The following is a 1,748-nucleotide window of genomic DNA, read 5'->3' on the forward strand; positions in this document are numbered from 1 at the left end:
GTGGAATTCAGGAACAGCAACAACTGCTATACTAGAAATTAAAAACCACAGTACGGAAGCATCGGGTAATGACTTTGCCATAGATGATATCTTCTTTGGTGAGGTATGTTTTTCTTTGGATACGATAGTGGTTACAGAAGATACAATTAGTGTAAACGCTGGTCCAGATCTTTTCTTTTGTGAAAATGAACCAGAGCAATTAACCGCTATTTCTAATGATCCTAATGCTCAGTTCGAGTGGAATACTGCCGAAACCACAGCTTCAATAACTCCTACGGCGGATGGTACCTATACGGTTACGGCAACTTCAGCTTTAGGTTGTACAGTGTCAGATGATGCAGATGTTGACATCACTGAAATGGATTGGGACATTGATTCTACTTTTGTTCAAAATACCAATTGTGAGGCTACAGACGGATATGTGGGAGTCATGTTGGATAATCCAAATAATTTAAATACATCTTTCCTGTGGTATGGTCCAGGCCAAAATACAAGTAACTTTATCAATGCCTCTGTATTTGGTAATTTAAGTACAGGGTGGTATTATTTAGAAGTTAGCTTTGACGGGTGTGTTCGTTTTGACTCTGCCTATGTGGATATCAATAATGCACCTTTGGCAGATTTTACAGCAACACCTGTAACAGGCTATGCTCCACAAACGGTAAGTTTTACCAACAACAGTCAAAATACAAACTCTTTTCAATGGGATTTAGGAAACGGAGTAACAACTACAGATGAAATTCCTGCAGACCAAGTTTATCAAGAAGGTACTTATGAGGTAATGTTAATCGCTGGAGACGGCGCTTGTACCGATACAGCCTACCAAACTTTGGTGTTTGAAGTACAACTTATTCTTCCAGGTGCAAACGTGGAGGTGGCCAATGTATTTACACCGAATGGAGATAACCAAAACGACGAGTTTTTCTTTGATATAGAAAATATGGACCCGGAAAACTTTGAGGTATTCATCTTTAACCGCTGGGGAACGCAGGTGTTTAGTTCTACCAGTCCAGATTTTAAATGGGATGGAACCGTAAATGGAAATGATGCCGCTGAGGGAACTTACTTCTACATCTACAAAGGGTTAGGTTTAGATGGAAAAGAATTGGAAGGCGAAGGTTTCTTGCAGTTAGTTAGGAAATAAAAACAAGAATATTTTTTTAAGCCTCAGTTGTATAAACTGGGGCTTTATTTATTAAGTACATACAGTAAAAGCGTAAACTTGTTTTCTTGTACGTTGTAATTACAGTAGAACCAAGCCCCGTGGTTCTTTTTAAATTTACTGTGATAGCGTTTGTGTTTCAGAATTCGCAACCTGTATTTTCCTTGAATGGTTTCTATAATAATAGCCCGACGCATGTAAACGTAGTTTTTATGGCGCTGACTATAAGTGGTTTTAATTTTTACATACTCCAGTCTTTTTTGAGTTTGAAGCAGGATTTGAAATTCCTCAGCATCAATGAATTTTAATTCAATACCCCGGATAGAAGGAGGAAGATTATACCTGTTGCTATCACCTAAAATATAAAGCTTCTTCGTTTCATTTAAAGTAGCGAAATGATAATCTACATATTTCTCCATGCATTCTATATAGATCGAAGAGGTGTCTACCTTTTGCTTTTTAGAAATTTTAATATGTATGCCTTCATTTTGAGCAAATGAGTAACCGCTTACGATAAGTAGCAGAAAGGAAAAAATAGTGGTTTTCATCTTAACCTCCCTTTTGAATACGCTCAAAGGTGTACTTA

The 1,748-nt window shown here is 37.5% G+C and carries 2 protein-coding genes; one reads left to right on the forward strand and one right to left on the reverse strand.

Features of this window, described 5'->3' with window-relative positions; all coding sequences use genetic code 11:
* Positions 1-1,144, forward strand: a 1,144-nt coding sequence (locus AC22ZQ_RS14525) for a T9SS type B sorting domain-containing protein (protein WP_318959469.1), incomplete at its 5' end; no start/stop codon positions are given.
* Between the two features lie 44 nt (positions 1,145-1,188).
* Here AC22ZQ_RS14525 and AC22ZQ_RS14530 read toward each other — a convergent pair.
* The coding region (locus AC22ZQ_RS14530; protein WP_318959470.1) for a hypothetical protein at positions 1,189-1,748 on the reverse strand (560 nt) is incomplete at its 5' end.

The sequence above is a fragment of the Lishizhenia sp. genome (assembly GCF_057456495.1).